General features: G+C 49.5%; 13 protein-coding genes. 5 read left to right on the forward strand and 8 right to left on the reverse strand.

Annotated elements, in window-relative coordinates; genetic code table 11:
* The first annotated feature begins 169 nt into the window (after positions 1 to 169).
* Positions 170 to 640 carry a hypothetical protein gene (locus D4L85_RS01605; protein WP_119752677.1) on the forward strand — a complete coding sequence of 157 codons (471 nt, stop codon included), beginning with the start codon at positions 170 to 172 and terminating at the stop codon, positions 638 to 640.
* A 142-nt stretch (positions 641 to 782) separates the two neighbouring features.
* On the opposite strand, the gene D4L85_RS01610 is transcribed toward D4L85_RS01605, so the two are convergent.
* The gene (locus D4L85_RS01610; RefSeq protein WP_119752678.1) at positions 783 to 1,133 is read right to left on the reverse strand and encodes a winged helix-turn-helix transcriptional regulator; all 351 of its coding nucleotides are present in this window, start codon (positions 1,131 to 1,133) and stop codon (positions 783 to 785) included.
* A 107-nt stretch (positions 1,134 to 1,240) separates the two neighbouring features.
* Between D4L85_RS01610 and D4L85_RS01615 the strand changes: the two genes are divergently transcribed.
* Positions 1,241 to 1,924 (forward strand): VOC family protein, encoded by a 684-nt coding sequence (locus D4L85_RS01615; RefSeq protein ID WP_160143477.1) that lies wholly within the window; start codon positions 1,241 to 1,243, stop codon positions 1,922 to 1,924.
* A gap of 62 nt (positions 1,925 to 1,986) precedes the next feature.
* Here D4L85_RS01615 and D4L85_RS01620 read toward each other — a convergent pair whose 3' ends face one another.
* Complete coding sequence (locus tag D4L85_RS01620; RefSeq protein ID WP_119752680.1) at positions 1,987 to 2,421, reverse strand: DUF6194 family protein; 435 nt, start codon at positions 2,419 to 2,421, stop codon at positions 1,987 to 1,989.
* A gap of 239 nt (positions 2,422 to 2,660) precedes the next feature.
* Between D4L85_RS01620 and D4L85_RS01625 the strand changes: the two genes are divergently transcribed.
* The 3 genes from D4L85_RS01625 to tamL all read left to right on the forward strand — a co-directional run bounded on the left by D4L85_RS01625 (position 2,661) and on the right by tamL (position 10,290).
* Positions 2,661 to 3,290: an endonuclease III domain-containing protein gene (locus tag D4L85_RS01625; protein ID WP_119752681.1), complete on the forward strand. Its 630-nt coding sequence runs from the start codon at positions 2,661 to 2,663 to the stop codon at positions 3,288 to 3,290.
* 224 nt (positions 3,291 to 3,514) lie between these two features.
* Entirely contained in the window at positions 3,515 to 8,065 is a 4,551-nt protein-coding gene (locus D4L85_RS01630; RefSeq protein ID WP_160143478.1) for a translocation/assembly module TamB domain-containing protein, read from the forward strand.
* Between the two features lie 62 nt (positions 8,066 to 8,127).
* Positions 8,128 to 10,290: a translocation and assembly module lipoprotein TamL gene (gene tamL / locus D4L85_RS01635; protein ID WP_160143479.1), complete on the forward strand. Its 2,163-nt coding sequence runs from the start codon at positions 8,128 to 8,130 to the stop codon at positions 10,288 to 10,290.
* Between the two features lie 5 nt (positions 10,291 to 10,295).
* On the opposite strand, the gene D4L85_RS01640 is transcribed toward tamL, so the two are convergent.
* From D4L85_RS01640 to xseA, 6 genes are all read right to left on the reverse strand, one after another.
* On the reverse strand, positions 10,296 to 10,778 hold the full coding sequence (locus tag D4L85_RS01640) for a cytochrome P460 family protein (protein ID WP_119752684.1): 483 nt from the start codon (positions 10,776 to 10,778) through the stop codon (positions 10,296 to 10,298).
* Positions 10,779 to 11,069: 291 nt separating this feature from the next.
* On the reverse strand, positions 11,070 to 12,866 hold the full coding sequence (locus D4L85_RS01645) for a PQQ-dependent sugar dehydrogenase (protein WP_228450741.1): 1,797 nt from the start codon (positions 12,864 to 12,866) through the stop codon (positions 11,070 to 11,072).
* 16 nt (positions 12,867 to 12,882) lie between these two features.
* A complete protein-coding gene (locus D4L85_RS01650; protein WP_119752685.1) occupies positions 12,883 to 14,094 on the reverse strand; it encodes an aminotransferase class V-fold PLP-dependent enzyme in 1,212 nt (403 codons plus the stop codon).
* 24 nt (positions 14,095 to 14,118) lie between these two features.
* Positions 14,119 to 14,298, reverse strand: a complete 180-nt coding sequence (locus D4L85_RS01655; RefSeq protein WP_119752686.1) for a hypothetical protein — start codon at positions 14,296 to 14,298, stop codon at positions 14,119 to 14,121.
* A gap of 245 nt (positions 14,299 to 14,543) precedes the next feature.
* A complete protein-coding gene (xseB, locus tag D4L85_RS01660) occupies positions 14,544 to 14,750 on the reverse strand; it encodes an exodeoxyribonuclease VII small subunit (protein WP_119752687.1) in 207 nt (68 codons plus the stop codon).
* On the reverse strand, positions 14,747 to 16,153 hold the full coding sequence (xseA, locus tag D4L85_RS01665) for an exodeoxyribonuclease VII large subunit (protein ID WP_119752688.1): 1,407 nt from the start codon (positions 16,151 to 16,153) through the stop codon (positions 14,747 to 14,749). Before xseA ends, xseB begins: the two co-directional genes overlap by 4 nt.
* Positions 16,154 to 16,353 lie beyond the last annotated feature (200 nt).

Consider the following 16,353-nt stretch of genomic DNA (forward strand, 5'->3'; position numbering starts at 1 on the left):
ACAGAATCGTACAGTGCGCCTGATTTTGGAGAGCGAGAGGGCCCAAATTAGGCCAAAAATCGCCTTTTGTAACATTTTATAAGAATTATCAGTCTAATATGCAACTATTCACCCCTCGGTGAGTATCTATTGGAAAGAAACGTGAACCGAAACTAAACGAATATAAGTTATGGCATTCCTGGATAAACTTCTCGGCAAAAAGAAAAAGACGACACTAAAGGCGAAGTGTCCCATCACCAAAGAACCCATCGAAGAGGGCTTTGGCTTCATGCTCACAACGGCCCAGGTAGTGACTTCAAAGAAATACTGGGATATGGTGATGACCGAACCCGAAACCATGTCGTACACGGTGTCGCACTTCAAGAACCAGTCCAGCGGCACCCAAATGCGCAACATGATCTTCGAAAAATATAGCAGCATCGAAAAACCCTGGATGATCTCCGATTCCTGCATCAACCTTTTCGAACAAGTAGACAAAAGCTCGGCGCGCGAAAACGCCAAAAAATGGTGGGCCAACGAAGGCAACTTCAACCCCGAAAATTCCGGTCCCGCCACGCTGGCGCTAGACCCCAAGACATATCAGGATCTCAAAGACTACGCCGTGCTCGAAGCCGGCCGGTCAAGAATAGTTTTACAGTAGTTTTAGGTTTAGGTTAGGTAAAGAAGCCGCTCCACAAGAGCGGCTTCTTTTATTTTGGTGGGGCGAATCGCTGAAGACGAATCCGGAAGTTTAGCCAAAACAGTAGTGTAGAGCGATCGTTACGGCTACTTTCCGACGTTCACTATTTTGGCACCGTTATAGACTTCTGTTTTATCAAGTGCTTGCCAAACCTATGCAATGAATCGATTACTTTTAATGATCGCTTCCCCAGTGGGGTAAGTTTGTAGACGACACGTGGCGGCTTCTCTTTATAAATTTTCCGGTCAATCATTCCCGTTTCTTCCAACGCCCTCAATTGGGAGAATAACATTTTATCCGTGATATGCGGAATCGCTTTTTTTAACTCACCGTATCGGAGCGCACCTTTGCGCAGCGACAATATGATGGGCATTTTCCAAGTGCCTCCGATAAACGTCATGGTTAACTCTATTGGAGTATAATAGATACGCCCTTGATATTTGAAGTCTGCCATCCCTAAATGTATTCATAAGTTTTCGTTGCCGTGCTTTACATACAAAGAAGTATGTAAAACGAAATTGACTTTACCCTGCGCTATGTTTGCAAAAAAAGATCATGCAAATGAAGCCAAGGGAATGGTTACCCATTCCTGTTCTTAATTGTGGCCCCCTGGAGCAAACATTTCTATTTTGGGAGAACCTTGGGTTTACAAAAACCTATTCACAAAAGAGTCCCTACCAGTATGGCGTTATGAAGCGAGGCGACTATGAGATTCATTTCCAAGGCGCAAAAGACTCGGCAACCGGTGTTACCTGCCTGATGATCGTTACCGACGTAGAATCGATACATGCAGCGTTTACGCAACGGCTAAAGCAATTCTATGGCAAAGTGCTTTCCGCCGGCGTTCCGCGCATTTCACGTATGAAGCCCGGCCAGACTCGGTTTACGGTCATCGACCCATCCCACAATGCCGTGATCTTTATCAAACGTGGTGGCGAGGACCATGAAGTTTATACGAATGCTGACCGGAAAGAATTGACTCCCCTGCAGAAGTCCCTGGCCCTGGCGATCCGGCTCAGGGATTTAAAACTTGATTACCCGGCGTCGTTCAAAGTAATAAATAATGGACTGCGCAAAGCTCAGGATGAAAAGTCAACTGATTTTGCCAGGGCACTTCATGTAAAAGCGGACCTGGCATTCCTGATGAATGACGTCGATCTCCAGCAAAGGACGCTCGTCGACCTTGCGAAAGTTCAGTTAACCATTGAAGAACAGGAGCTCATTAAAAAGGAATTCCCCCGATGAATGACGCGTTGCCCCCCCTTTTTGCTCGAACGGCACGCTGTCCTTCATGGGTTTCATCCCGTCTAGACTTCCCGCTGGCGGCCCACAGCCTTTTGATAGGAATGGGAAAGCAGGGCGTTCAATTGCGCATACGTCTCCCTTTCCGGATTGATGATGCTGACCCAATACATACTTCCATATACCGGATGAGGAAACAATTTGTTCTTTTCTGTAAAGTCGATCCCAGAATCGAGATACCCACCGATACCGGCCTTAGCCGGTATCGATCCAAACATCGCGGCAAATGTGCCTTTGTCAATACCGATGTTCAGACGAAAGAGTCCTCCCCGATTCAGGTTGGAGACATGGTCGTATTCGTTATCACTGGTAACAATGGTCGCAAAAGGAAATTTCTCTTCCGACCCATAGAAAAAGAAGTAATCCCCGTCCTTTTCCTGAACACGTGTCTTTTCAAAGCCTGCGGTGATCGTGTCTATTAATTCTGTCAGTTGCATCATGCGTTGTTTTGTTCTGTAGATTTACAAGTAGCGATCCGTTTAGTAACGGAACAAAAAGCAAAAGCGTTACTGACGATCAGAGAATTGTGGCAAAAGAAAGTTAGAAATAGCGACGGTTGAGCATCTCCCGCTCCAGATCCGGGGCTAGACGCAAAAAGTATCTTTTCGCAGAAACTCCCGATTCCTTTCACCCGCCTCTTAAAATCCCTATCTTTATTTCACCAAAAAGAAAAAAAGACATGGCAGCCGTCGATTGGCAAAAAGAAATCCAACCCCTGTTAAAAAAATACAAAGGAAAGAAACACCCCCTGGAGTATCACAACACGTATGAGCTACTCGTGATGGTGGTGCTTTCCGCGCAAGACTCCGACGCGCACATAAACAAAATTGCGCCCGATTTTTTCAAAGCCTTTCCCGACATGAAAGCGCTGTCCAAAGCCGACGACACCTCGCTGTATCCCCTCATCGGCAAAGTGCGCAACTTTGGAAACAAGACAAAATGGTTGCTGGCCATTGCGGCCCAGCTCAAAGAAGATAAAAACATTCCCAGAACATTGGACGAGCTGACCGCCCTCCCGGGCATTGGCAGGAAGTCGGCCAACGTGATCATGCGCGAGTCGGGTTTGAAAGCAGAAGGGATCATTGTCGACCTTCACGTGGTGAGAGTAGCTCCGCGCCTGGGCATTGCTACGGGCACCGATCCGAAAAAAATAGAAAAACAAATGATGGAGGTGTTGGATCCCAAAACCTGGGGCGAAGTAGGCATGGCCATCTCCTTCCTGGGAAGAGAAACCTGCCGCCCCACCAATCCCAAACATGCAGATTGTGTAATGAAAACCGCATGTGCTTATTATAAGGGATTGAAATAGTTTTTAAACAGGCCGGCTTGGGTGAAGCCGGCGTTTAGGGAACCGTTTATTCGCACTTCCGCGAGCGCAGATACCACAGTGGGGTCGGATATACATTCGACACCAAAAATGGTTACGGTAACTTGAAATACGATGACGCGTCAAAAAAATCAAAATGCAAATTGATGCTTGCGCGGAGCACGCTTTTACGAGCTTTAAAATTCTCAGCAAAAGCGATATCCGGCTTGCTCGCATTCCTATTGATCGCCATCGTCCTTCTTCACCTTCCCCCTATACAACGTCTCGTCACTCCTTTCATCTCCGACTATTTATCTTCCAAGCTTCACACCCGTGTAGAGATTGAGCGCCTTGAATTTTCGCTGCTGGGCGATATTGGTGTAGAGGACCTCACGGTATGGGGAGCGGACAACGATAAGATCCTCATTGCCAAAAAAATTCAGATCACATCCAATAGCATTGACCTTCTTTTAGGTCATTACATTTTTGAAACGATACGCCTATCCGGTGTGCGCGGTCAATTCGTTGAGCGCGAAGACGGCTGGAATATTCAGGCCATACTGGATGCCTTTCAACCGACGAACAAAAGCGATAGTCCAAAACATCTTGAGCTTCAATTTAATAGTATTACCCTGGAGAACATTTCTGTTTTCTATTCATCTATCGTTAACGGCACAACGGTTACCACGGACCTCGGAACATTTACCATCAGGCATCTCGTATTCACTAATGATCCAAATGCGATCACGGCCGATCATGCTTTGCTTCAACACACGGCGGTGAGCGTGCTGTCCACTGCACAACAAGCTATCGCTAGCCCGCACGATACGACCGGGCAAGTCTTTTCGCTCGCTCCGGGCCTTGGACTAAATATAAATTTGGCCATCACAGCGATCGAGATGAAGGACAATGATTTCTCCTTTCACAAAGGTCAACTCGTGCATACCCCAAAATTTGATCCCGCGCATATTGAGTTAACGCACATCACGGGCGACCTCGCAAACATTCTCGTTCGTGAAGACACCCTCGCGGCGGTTATTACATCGGTCGCTTCCCAGTTCCCTGGGTTTTCGCTCACGCAGGCCAGCTCAACCGTGCGACTGAATCACAACACATTGGCGCTCTCCGGTCTTCATGTGGGCTCGAACGATAATGATCTCCAGGCAGAATTTAAAGGATGGTCTGATAGCTCGCTTCGTGATGATCATTTAGAATGCAAGGCACGGGCACGAGTGGATCCTAATGCGCTGCGCTATTTTATGAGCGATTCGCTCTTGAATCATTTTGCCCACTGGGGTGCCGTTGAGTTGATGCTTGAAGGAAATTATGTCAACGGAAAAGGCGACGTCAAAATGATCGGCTTGAAAACAAAAGACAGTCAGCTTCAGGCAAAAGGCATGGCACACAATGTCCGGGATTATAAAAAGCTGCGCTGGAACGATGTTACGATCAATGCCTCCATAGGTCCGGACCTAGAGAAAACACTAGTTCCTTTTCTTCCGTCCATGAAACTGCCGCCGCGCATCGATGTCAACGTGGCAAGCTCTGGGAACGCGGAGAAAATGTTTGTAGACGGAAAGCTCTACTCGTCATGGGGCAATGTAAACACAGAAGGTTTCGCATCGCTTCGGACGAACGATGTAAAAGTCGACATGAACCTCACGGGGCGAAGGGTGATCGGTGGAAATTTTATAGACATGCCGTGGCTTGGTGCCACCAGTTTATCGATGCATGCCGGCGGGGTGGTGGGCCGCGATCCGGATATCGATGTAAAGGGATTGGTCGACTATGTTGAAATTGAGGAAGAGCCTATTCACAAAATAGCCTTTCAGAGCAAACTCAAACGATCGGGAGCCGTCACCTTCCTCACCGTCGCCGACACAAGCTACCGCGCAAAAATTACTTCCGAAATTTTATATGCCGGTCCGTTGACTACCGTAAATCATATTCAACTGGATAGTTTTCGTCTCGGCAGGCTCTTGCACGGCGACAGCACGCTGTCGGTTTCAGGAGACTTCAACGCCAAGCTAAAAATCGATCAATCGATCCTGGAAGGAGAGCTGAAAGGCAACCGGATCTTATTTAAAAATCACACCCTGGACTATTCGTTAGACACGTTGGCCACCCAGGTGATGATTTCACCAACGGCTAGTCGCGTCGAATATTTTTCAGACGACGGCAAGGGCAGCCTGGCTGCAAACTACGATATCCGCAAATCGTCCGATATCCTGCAGGTCTGGTCAAAGACCATTTTAAATTCTGACACTTCAAACTATCGTCCCACGAAAGACAGGATGGTCCGCTTTGATCTTCAGCTACAAAAAGCCAGTCTCCTTTCACTCCTGGGCATCGCTATCGACGATTTTTCGTCGCTGACCGTGGCCGGGGAATATGATGAGCAAAAACAAGCCACCACACTCCAAGCCTCCTCGGGAAAATTTAAAGGCTATGGCGCATCGATCGACACGTTGTCTACCACGCTTCACTTTCTTCGCGACAACCAAACCCTCCATTTGAATGCCCGGAACTTGTATTATGAAAACGCAGCGATCGGTGATGTGGATTTTGACATGCTCGCAAAACAGGACACCGCCATCACCCAACTGCGTCTATCAAACGACTCTTCCGTGACACTGGCATTCCGTTCGCGGGTTTCGCGATCCGGCCACGGCATTGTTTTGTATCCCGACAACCTTTGGGCATTTGGCAACGACTACTCCATGGACCACAGAAATCCCGTTTACATTGAAAACGGAAATGTGGTGTTTCAGAATTTCATGATCAGTCGCAACACCATGCAGATCCGGGGCGACGGAAATCTCCAGGCTTTTAATCTCGCGCTTACTAATCTGGATCTTAAAACCCTAAACACCATACTCGCTGGAGATTCCACCATCATCAACCAAGGTCGTCTGAATGCCACTATTTCATACATCCAAGGCCAGCAAATAAACCTAAAGGCCAACGTGGACAGCCTTCGCCTTTTCAATTCCAAGCCCTTGACGATCGAGGCAACGGCCGTCAGCGACAAAACGCATGTTCCCTTCGAATTCCTGCTCACCAATGAAGCCAACAAGATCGACATCCGCGGGCAATACCAGTTCGGAAGCGATAAGGTGAATGCCTCCATGTTGGTAGACATTCATAACCTTGAAATATTTGGCTTCCTGTTGTCGGGCATCATCGACCAAATGCGGGGCGCTGTGAAAGGTGAAGCAACGATCGGTGGCTCGATTCAAAAACCGGACATCGACGGGCATCTTCGGTTCCCGGATGCGGTCTTCACCACGTCCAATCCGAGGCTCACGTTCCTGGTTCAGGACGACGTCATCGCGCTGGATGATTCGGTGATCGTATTTAAAGATTTTAAAGTCTATGACCAGCAACATCATCCCCTCACCGTCAACGGTTCGATCGTTTCAAAAGATTATCGATCGCTTCGATACGACCTGCAACTGCATACGGACGACTACGCCCTTCTTAACAACCGTGATTCTGTCGACCGCCCGTTAAGGGGGTTGTTGGTCGTTGCCAGCGACATGAAATTGACGGGTACTGAAAAAGATACGTATGTGAAAGCGGATGTTACGATCAAGGACAAAACATCTCTCATTTTTCAATCCACGACAAACGAAATCAAGCTGCTCACCAGCAACGGCATTGTCGACTTTATTGATCCCGCCCTGCTCACCGACGGCACCTCCAGCGGACAATCTCCAGCTTTTTATGATTCACTCATCGCCACGCTCCCCGACTTCAATTTAAATTCAACGGTCAAGATCGAGGATAACGCCACCCTCCGCGTGGTTATCGACCCGCAGTCGGGCGATTTCATTGAAGCTTCGGGAGGAGGAAATCTGGAAATGGACTATGACCGAACCGGCAACATTCGTCTCTCGGGAAGTTATGCTATAAAAAAAGGTGTTTATCGTGTGTCCTTTTATGAGCTGGCAAAAAAGAATTTTAGCCTGGTTCCGGGATCTACCATCACCTGGAGCGGAAGCCCGGAGAATGGGGACTTGGATATAAGGGCCGTGCACACGATCCGATCGTCTTCCATCGGTCTCATCGGAAATGAAATTGGCGAAAGCGAACAATCGATCTACAAAAGGCCTTTGCCTTACGAAGTTGGCATCACCATAAAAGGGACGATCAAAAAACCATTGGTATCCTTTTCCTTAGATCTGCCCCAAGAAGATAAAGTCAATTATCCGGTGTTGGCTACGAAGCTGGACCGTTTGAAGCAGCCCGAATTTCAATCGGAACTGAACAAACAAGTTTTTGGGATCCTGGTCTTGGGTGGATTCATACCCGAAACCAGCGGTGCCGACATCAGTCAAAATGTGGCCACCACCGCTTTATCCAACAGTGTAAACAGTTTGCTTTCCAACCAGCTCAACCGTTTTGCCAGTCGCTATATCAAGGGGGTCGACATTGATGTCGGCATACAATCGTATAGCGACTACACCGCACCGGGCGGTAAGACACAAACCGCGATGGATTTCCGGGTAACGAAGCGTATGATGAATGAGCGGTTGTCGTTTGAGATCGGTGGCGATTTTAATATCAACCAGGATCAATCCGGTGCCAACACCGGCGATAAAAATTTCAGAGGTGATATTGCGATCATCTACGACCTCACCGGAAACGGAAATAAGAAGTTAAAACTCTTTAACAACGAAACATTCGATATCATTTATCAGGAAGTGAAGAACACGGGGATATCCTTGATTTTCATTCGGGAATTCAATAAGAAGCCTAAGGACGAGGATAAATGACCAGGCCAACAACATATCGATGGATCCTGATTCTTGTGCCCGCTTTGGCAAGTTGCAGCGGGATGAAAAATATTTCGCCACATGATCCGCTCTATACCGGGCATAGCATAAAAGTTGTCGGCCCCGCATCCGAGCGAAAAAAAATGCTGCCCCGCGTTGCCGATGTGCCGAGACCCGAACCCAACACGAAATTCCTGTGGATGCGACCGGCGTTGGCCCGGTACAATATGCTGTCGGATTCCGGGAGAACCCGGAAGTTTTGGAAGAATAAAATCACGGCACCCGTACTGCTCTCACAAACAAAACCCGGCCAGGTTTCCGCGGCCCTTCAAAACAGGATCTTCCACAATGGATACTTCAACAACACCGTTACATTCGATACCTTAATGATAGGTCAACGAAAAGCAGCGTATCAATATACCATCACGCTCCATACACCCTACCGGTTTGATTCCATTGCCTTTCCAAAACCGGTCAATGATCTCACACAAAAAATACAAGCCTCACGCACCGCTTCGTTGCTGAAGAGAGGAGACATCTACTCCTTAGAAACGGCAAAAAATGAAAGACTCCGGATTGATGAAAGCTTAAAGGAAAATGGCTACATCTTTTTTAACGCCGATTTTATTTCCATAAAAGCCGACACGGTAACAGGCGATCACGACATTCGTGCCGAGGTGACCGTGAAGCCTGAAACACCACCCGAATCCAGAATACCCTATACGATCCGGAACGTCTATATCCATGCCGACCATGTGCGCGAGAATGCCGCCACGGATACACTTCAAGTCGGAAACTATTTTTTGATCTCTCAAAACAACGACCTTACTTTTAAAGCGCTTCAAAACGGGATCTTCCTCAAGCCGGGCGAGCTTTATACCAGCTCCAACTACTTGCACTCCGTACGCTACCTGAATGAACTCCCCATCATCCGGAATGCCAATATGAAGTTCGTGCCGCGTGGCCGGAAAGGCGAACTCGATGCTACCGTCTATCTCACGCAACGAAAACGATTGGCTTACAGCGCGGAATTTAATACCGTCTTCCGCTCCACCAATTACTTTGGCCCCGGGATCATCTTCAGTTACACCGACCGCAACCTGAACAAGGGCGCCGAAATGTTGAAGATAAATCTGAGGGGCCGGTTCGAAGTGCAGATCTCACAGGGCAACGTTAATCCCGCCTATGAGCTAGGGCTGGAGTTCAACTATATCGTACCCCGATTTTATCCCGGATTTTTATTTGGCCTGGGCGAAAAACGTTTGCCCAAAACCAACGCCTCCGCCGGATACAATCTCTTTAACCGGCTGGATCTTTATCGCATGAATTCCGTTTTCATAAACTTTGGCTACTTGTGGAGCCAGAAGGATCGCATCACCCATTCCCTTCATCCGCTCGAAGTTATTTTTACTACCGTTCCGGAGTCTTCAAAATCGGAGGCGTTCATGGACTACCTGGCCGAAAATCCCGGCGTGCAAAGAAGCTTTGATGAACAATTTATGGTGGGGTCCGGATATGAATTCACCTACAACCCTTCCCACGGACGCAACAATCTCTTTTTAAGAGCCGGCATCGACATGGCCGGCAACCTGCTCAATGGCATCTACTCCGCATCAAAGGCCTCCAAGGATTCCTTGGGGAGATATATATTATTAGGCGTACCCTTTTCCCAATATATCCGCACGCGCGTCGACTTGCGCTATAGCTTTAATTTCAATCAACGCTCAAAACTTGTTACGCGCTTTATTGTGGGCGTGGGGGTGCCCGTAGGCAATTCAACCACCATGCCGTATATCAAACAATTTTATGTGGGGGGAACCAACAGCTTGCGCTCGTTTGTGGCGCGATCGGTGGGACCCGGAAGCGAAGCACCACCCACCGGATACACTGATTTGACAGGCGACATCCGGCTGGAAGGAAACTTAGAATACAGGTTTGATCTTTCCGGAAAACTCAAGGGCGCACTCTTCATGGATGCAGGCAACATTTGGTTATTCAACGACGACGAGGCACGGCCCCACGGTGCTTTTCACCTCGACACTTTTCTGCAAGACATTGCCGTTAGTTCAGGATGGGGATTGCGATGGGACTTCGATTTCATCGTGGCCCGTCTTGATTTTGCCTACACCTTGCGTACGCCTTACCTGCCGGCGGGAGAACGGTGGGCCACCAACATTCAATTCTGGGATCCAACGATCAACATTGCCATTGGCTATCCTTTCTGAGGCTTTCACTTTCTAAACTCGCTGAACACGTGATCGCTTTGCTTCAGGTGACACTGGTAGCATTTTGTTGTCGTCTCGGCCGTTAGTATTCTTGCCGAACCGTCTGCTTCAAACTGAGCGTAGCCCCAGCCCCCGGTGGTCGCAAATTTAGCAGCATCTTTCACCATGACATCAATATGATTTCGCTTTGTTTCGGCAGTGTAGTGGTCGTTTGTAGCCGCTTCGATCACATCAAAAACAATTACCGATCCTTCCGGAAAAATTCCGGACTCATACCCTTGAAAGGCTTTGTCGTTTGCATACACGTGATTGAAACCGCGATATTTTACGTTGGGATGTTCCGGGCCAACAATGCCTGATTTAATGTGCGTCCACCTTCTATATCCTTCCGGATAAGGTATCGCATTGTCGATGGGCTCATCGTACGTAAAACTGGTAACACCGATAAAGGCAACCGTAGCCAAGCTGATGACAGAATACCATTTCATATCCGTAGAATTTAATATTTAGGAATTGTCTCTTCTTTTTTTTTACAAACCAGATCTACTCTGAACAGCAGATCTAAACGTGATCAAAACGAAAGTAAAATACAGTTTAATACGAGAATAACAGACAACAAGATGCTGATCAGGTCTGCATTTGAGAAGTTTGCCGCAAATCGGGTTACTGAAGATTCAAAAATCTTGCCGTGTGATGCGAAACATCACCGTAACCAGATCGCAGCAAAAAAAGAAAAAACAGGAATTAGTTTTTCAACATCGCCTAACGCAATGGTCCGGTCATTGTTGCGAGCGCACGGTCCGCACTTCTTCGGCGGAAACCGGTGCTCCCCCGTGTGTCATTCTTGTTCTGACATACGAGAGGATCTCCGCGACTTGCTCATCGCTGAGGAAGGCATGCGATGGCATCACACCATCGTACGATTTGCCTCTTATCGTTATCGGGCCCGACATCCCTTTCAGCACCACTTCAATCAGTCGCTGGTTTGGACCGCTCACCCAAGGTGAACCGAACAACGGAGGATACCGGTTCCCATCGCCTTGTCCTCCCGGGAGGTGACAAGAAGAACAATAGCGCGTGTAGGCTACAGACCCTGTAGATTCCTTGCCCTCGAAGAGGTTGTCCTTCACCTGGTCGGGATCCTTGACGTTGGTGCGCATCTTTCGCTGCTCCATTCCGGCAAGCTGTTTGGCTCCAAACTCCTCCTTGTTGCCCTTGAACATGATCCTCCAGATCTTTCCCTTCACACTTTCTGTGACGTACAACGAACCATCCGGTCCCACCGAAAGTCCCATGGGGCGTGCCTTTGCGTCGGAGGTATTGACGATGGTGTCCTGCTGCGCGAATCCGTCTGCAAATACTTCCCAGGGGCCAGAGGGTTTTCCCTCCTTGAAGGGTACAAAGGCCACAAAATATCCTGCTTGCGGGTAGGGCGCGCGTATAGTCGATCCGTGAAACGCTATGAATGCGCCATTCTTATAGCGCGCGGGAAATTGGTCGCCTTTATAGAAAAGGAGATCATTGGGCGAAAAGTGTCCGGGAAAACCAATGAGGGGCATGGCGACCGTATCGGCGCCGACGTTCTTCTTGCCGTCGCCGCCATACTCCGGGTTCAGAACTTTTTTGTTCTGCATCTGGTCAAAATAGAAGTAGGGCCAGCCACCATTGGTGCCTTCGGTGATCCGGAAGAACTCTTCGGCGGGCAGCAAGGCGCTTTGGTAGGCGGTGTAAAGGTCAGGCCAGGTGCGAAAAAAATCATCGCGTCCGTGTTGAACGGCGAACAGGTTTCCGTCTTCGAAATTCCAGGCCATCGCCACCAGACTGCGTATACCCGTAGCGTAGCGCTTTCCATCGGACTGGATCTGGCCGGGCTTGTTGGCATCAAACTGCCATACACCCGCGTGAAGATCGAGTTGGGGACAAGGAAGCATGCCGGGAGATCCGGGCGTTCTGTTTTCAACCTGGCACACGTCGCCGGGCGCACCAAAGGGCACGTAGATATGTCCTTTGTCATCGAAGGTGATAGGCTTGGTGATGTGTTCTGTTCCACGGGGATTTTGGCGGTATGCATCATCGATCACGATGGCCTCGGCTGCCGTATCGGGTAAGAGTTGTCCTGGAATGAGTTTGCTCCTGTACACCACACCCGTCGTGCTATAATAGATGTAGCCGTTGTATATGCGCATCGCGGTGCCGTATGAGCCCCGGTCCTGGTACGTGCCAAAATATTTTATGATATCGGCTTTGCCGTCGCCGGTGGTATCGCGAAGGGCCACTGCGCCGCCCTGTGGTGTCACGCCGCGGAGCTTCACGTAGATGTCGCCATTTTCGTTTACGGCAAGGTGCCTGGACCTTCCCACGCTGTCTACTACGACAACGGCCTCGAAGCCGTCGGCCAGCGTGAGCTTTCCATTGTCGGGATCGCCTTTCGGAAGCGGGGCCAGGGCATCGCTTTGTTTACATTGGCTGCACAGCAGCAGCAGGGTCATGCCGGCGCCTGCGTAGGCTATACGCCGGAGGTTTGAAAAAAAGAATCGCTTCATATAATAGGTCTGGAAGTATTTTGGATTCAGCATTACATTAAAACTCGTATTACGCTTTACTCGCTTTTTCGAGCTCTTCTCTGAGCCTCTTCGCCACAATTTCATCTTCTCCTGTCTTCAACATAAACACCGTCACCTTCACGCTGTCCTTGTCTTCCCACGAAACGATCTCTATCGACGGTGATCCCGTGCGCAGTTGTTTACCCAGTGCTTCGCTGGTGAGCTTGGTGACATTCGGGTCCCAGGTGATCTTCAGCGACGGCGTGTGGTTGGCAACCGGCGGCACGATCACTTCCGTCTTTACCCCCTTCACTTTCTTCACCGCCGTGTCGATAACACCGATCTTTTGTTCCCACGCTTTCCACTCCTTTGTGTGATCCAGTTTCACGTAGCGGTCAAGGGCGGCATACATGCCGATGATCTCTTCTTTGTTTACTTTATGGCCCCTCGCGATGCCCGAACGCGGCGGAGCGCTCAACCGGGCAGCGGCGATCAACTGTTTTTTACCCATCAACACGCCCGCACTTTGCGGTCCCTGCAGCGCCTTGCCGCCGGAAATACAAACGAGATCAAATCCCATTTCATTGAACCGCCACAAATTTTCAACCGGTGGCACATCGGCCGCAATATCGATCATGGTAGGAATGCCAAATTCTTTGGCCAGGCTTAACCACTCTTCATGCTTAATGGCGCCCACCGGGGCTTCGCGGTTGAGAAACCAGAGGCATGCTGTTTTTTCATTCACAGCCTTTCGTAGTTCTTCACGCGTTTCCACGGTCACGATCTTCACGCCCGTGTGGGTCAAAGCCATGTGATATCCGTTTGCGTGTGATTTCTGTACGATCACTTCCGACTTCATGCCCGATCCTTCGAGGAAGGGCAGCAGGGCTACTTTCTTGTCGTCCACACCTGTGAGGATACCGGCCATGCCGAGAACCAAGGCCGACCAGCATCCGGCGGTGACCATGGCGGCTTCGGCTTTGCAGAGCTTTGCGATCTGTTCTCCGACCTTGTCCTGAACATCATCGAGGATGGCGAATTGTTTCGCGCTTACGCGGATGGCTTCGACCACTTCCGGTGGCATCAGCGAGGCGGTCATGAAAGTATAAGTACCCGCTGCGTTTATAAATACCCGAATGCCAAGCTCTTTAAAAAAATCGCGCTCCGGTGGCGGCGTGGCCGTTGAAGCGGCGAGCGATACCGTCGATCCACCCACGAGGGGGAACAGGGTAATGCCTTTAACTAAATCTCTTCTGTTCATAGGGTTGATTGGATGGTTTCATGATCATGGATGCCGGAAGCGATGGTTCTCGATCTTTATAGACTCGACTTTTTTCCAGGCGGGCTTGTCCCATTTTCCATCGATCGTGATCGCTTCATGGGTGACCATCACCCGGTACGTTAGTTGAGCGTGCCCCGCATCGCACACGCACACCGTCAGCAGTAAGAAGCAAAGTCTAAACATCAAAAGCTGATATTACGAATATGATATATTCGAAAAAGATAAGCAACCCATGCCAAAATTCATTGCACTTTTGTTCTGCATGGTTAGAAGTAAGGATTGAGTGGCAAATGCCCGAAAGCACATCACACACATCGATACGGTGCAATAACGTGCGCAGTCGATAACGACCAAATCCGTTTGGATCGTCAGGTTCTACCCATAATAAATTGTTTCGAGCCAGCTGGAAATACAGAGAAGGCCATTCTCTATTCTTCCGTCCCCTCCAGGTCTTTCAGGATCTTGTTCACGTTTTCTTCCGTGGTGGTGAGCTTGGTCTTGCAGATGCGGATCAATTCGGTGGCCCGTTTTACTTTGTCCGACAGTTCGTCGACAGAGATCTCGCCGCTTTCAATTTCGGTGACGATGACTTGCAGTTCATCAAAGGCGTCGGTATAGCTGGTGTTGTTGCTCATGGGTTCGCGTTGGGTTGAGTTGAGCTGGTCGTCGTGCTGGTAATTTGGCCTTCCGCCAGTTGCGTGGTGATGACGTCGCCGGGTCTGACGTCGGCAGCGTTCTTCAAGGCTTTGCCATCTTTCAAGGTGATGGTGAAGCCACGACGCAAGATATGAATCGGGTCCAATATGCGCACTTGCGCTTCCAGGTGTTGAAGCGACACTTTGTTTTTATTCAGACTGGCTTGGGTTTGCCGCACCAGGTTGGCTGCTGTCCGCGCTAAGGCTTCGCCGCTTTCGTGCAAGCCATTCAAGGCGTCGCCTTGCATCCGGCTCGCAGCTGCGCTGAGTGTGCGGGCTTCCTGCTTCATGAGAAACCTTGATTGTTGCACCAGCGATTTCGTTTGGCCTTCAATATCGTGGTGGCTGCGAAGCAACCGGTTGTGCGTCACCGACTGAAAATATCGCACCGCATGATGCAACCGCTGGTTTTCATCCTTCACGATCCGGATGGCCCGTTCGCTGATCAGCTTCTCCGCTTCGCGCACCGGCACCGAAAAATTGTGAAAGGCCTGGATCAAAAAATCGGCAAGCTCTGTCGGGGTGATGGCATTCCGGTGCGACACCATCTCTGCTACGGTCTCGTTGGTGGAGTGGCCGATGCCCGTGATCACCGGAATGGGAAACAAAGCGATCTCCCGCGCCAGGATGTAGTTGTTAAACGACGACAACCCCACATCGCCCCCACCGCCGCGAATGATGGCCACCACATCAAAATGGTGGAGCACTTTTTTTATCCTCCTCAACTGATAGATGATAGACGAAACCGATTTATCGCCCTGCAGCAACGATGGAAAGAGCAGGTTAAAAAACGCATAGCCCCAGGGGTTGTGATCGATGATCTTGAGATAATCGGAATACCCCTTGCTGGTTTCTACAGAGATCACGGCAATGCGTTGTGGAAGGCGTGGAAAATTGAGCCGCTTGTTCTGGTGGAAGATGCCTTCGCGGGTTAGCTTTTCGATGGTCTCTTGTTTCTCCCTTTCCAGTTCGCCCAGCGAGAACACGGGGTCAATGTCGAGGATGTTCAGGCTCAGTCCATGCGAGGGATCAAAGATGATCGAAGCGCAAAACAAGATCTTGATGCCGTCTTTGATGGGCTCTTTCAGGGTCTCTAAAAAAGCAGCGTTCACGCGCAGGTAGTCCGTTCGCCACAAGATGGATTTCATCTGGGCGATCACCTTGCCGTCTTTCTTCTCCACCAACTCCGGGTAGCAATGGCCGGAGTGCGAGTAATGATTGAGCTTGTTCATTTCGGCTTTCACCCAGAACGTGCTTTTGTAGCGCTCGGCCAACGTCTTCTGGATGCTTTGAGCAACTTCCAGGAGCGAGAACACTTGTTTTTGGCTGATGATTTCCGGCATGATTTCGAGGATCTAAAAGCCTGCGGCGGAGGTAAAGTTATCGAGATATTCGAAATATCCGAGAAGGGTGTGGTGATACTTGGGGGATAGTGTTGGGGTGGGTTGTGTGAATCTTTGTTAGTGGGACACCAACAAAGGGTGGGCAGGTGTCCTTGGTGTGCGTGTATGTGAATGGGTGGCGAGTCACCAATGGGCAGTAC

This window comes from Chryseolinea soli, assembly GCF_003589925.1.
Lineage (GTDB): Bacteria > Bacteroidota > Bacteroidia > Cytophagales > Cyclobacteriaceae > Chryseolinea > Chryseolinea soli.

Coding starts and splice junctions, on each gene's coding strand:
- D4L85_RS01605 (WP_119752677.1), top strand. CDS start 170: ATGGCATTCCTGGATAAACTTCTCGGCAAAAAGAAAAAGACGACACTA.
- D4L85_RS01610 (WP_119752678.1), bottom strand. CDS start 1,133: ATGGCAGACTTCAAATATCAAGGGCGTATCTATTATACTCCAATAGAG.
- D4L85_RS01615 (WP_160143477.1), top strand. CDS start 1,241: ATGAAGCCAAGGGAATGGTTACCCATTCCTGTTCTTAATTGTGGCCCC.
- D4L85_RS01620 (WP_119752680.1), bottom strand. CDS start 2,421: ATGATGCAACTGACAGAATTAATAGACACGATCACCGCAGGCTTTGAA.
- D4L85_RS01625 (WP_119752681.1), top strand. CDS start 2,661: ATGGCAGCCGTCGATTGGCAAAAAGAAATCCAACCCCTGTTAAAAAAA.
- tamL (WP_160143479.1), top strand. CDS start 8,128: ATGAAAAATATTTCGCCACATGATCCGCTCTATACCGGGCATAGCATA.
- D4L85_RS01640 (WP_119752684.1), bottom strand. CDS start 10,778: ATGAAATGGTATTCTGTCATCAGCTTGGCTACGGTTGCCTTTATCGGT.
- D4L85_RS01645 (WP_228450741.1), bottom strand. CDS start 12,866: ATGCTGAATCCAAAATACTTCCAGACCTATTATATGAAGCGATTCTTT.
- D4L85_RS01650 (WP_119752685.1), bottom strand. CDS start 14,094: ATGAACAGAAGAGATTTAGTTAAAGGCATTACCCTGTTCCCCCTCGTG.
- D4L85_RS01655 (WP_119752686.1), bottom strand. CDS start 14,298: ATGTTTAGACTTTGCTTCTTACTGCTGACGGTGTGCGTGTGCGATGCG.
- xseB (WP_119752687.1), bottom strand. CDS start 14,750: ATGAGCAACAACACCAGCTATACCGACGCCTTTGATGAACTGCAAGTC.
- xseA (WP_119752688.1), bottom strand. CDS start 16,153: ATGCCGGAAATCATCAGCCAAAAACAAGTGTTCTCGCTCCTGGAAGTT.